This is a genomic window from Mesorhizobium sp. M2E.F.Ca.ET.209.01.1.1 (genome assembly GCF_004010375.2).
In the GTDB taxonomy this organism is placed as follows: domain Bacteria; phylum Pseudomonadota; class Alphaproteobacteria; order Rhizobiales; family Rhizobiaceae; genus Mesorhizobium.
The window spans coordinates 1-421 of record NZ_SADP02000229.1; the positions used below are offsets into that span (position 1 = coordinate 1).

The window sequence follows — 421 nt, forward strand, 5'->3', positions numbered from 1 at the left end:
GGCCCGCCTCATGGCCGAACTGCCCGAGATCGGCCTCATCTCCAACAAAGCAATCGCCAAGCTGGCAGGCCTAGCCCCTATCGCCAACGACAGCGGCAAGCGCGCCGGCAACAGGCATGTGCGCGGCGGACGCGCCGGGCCCCGGGGCATCCTCTTCATCGTCGCAGCCATCGCAGCCAAGTTCGATCCCCATCTCAAAACGTTCGCTCAACGGTTGCAACAGGCGGGAAAGCCCAAAATGCTCATCCGCATCGCACTCGCCAGAAAACTTCTCGTCATCCTCAACGCAAAAGCACGCGACGCGAGAAGCGAATTCGCAAATGCAACTTGACACCCCAGATAGTCGCTCTCCCACAAGGGGAGAAGGAAGAACGAGCGCCCAGCCATGACCACCATCACAACCACCGCCCCGCCCCGCGCC

At 62.2% G+C, this 421-nt stretch carries 1 protein-coding gene; it reads left to right on the forward strand.

The genetic code is table 11. The annotated features are described in order from the left end of the window. The coding region (locus tag EN852_RS35415; protein WP_135879647.1) for a transposase at positions 1-331 on the forward strand (331 nt) is incomplete at its 5' end. Positions 332-421: the final 90 nt, after the last annotated feature.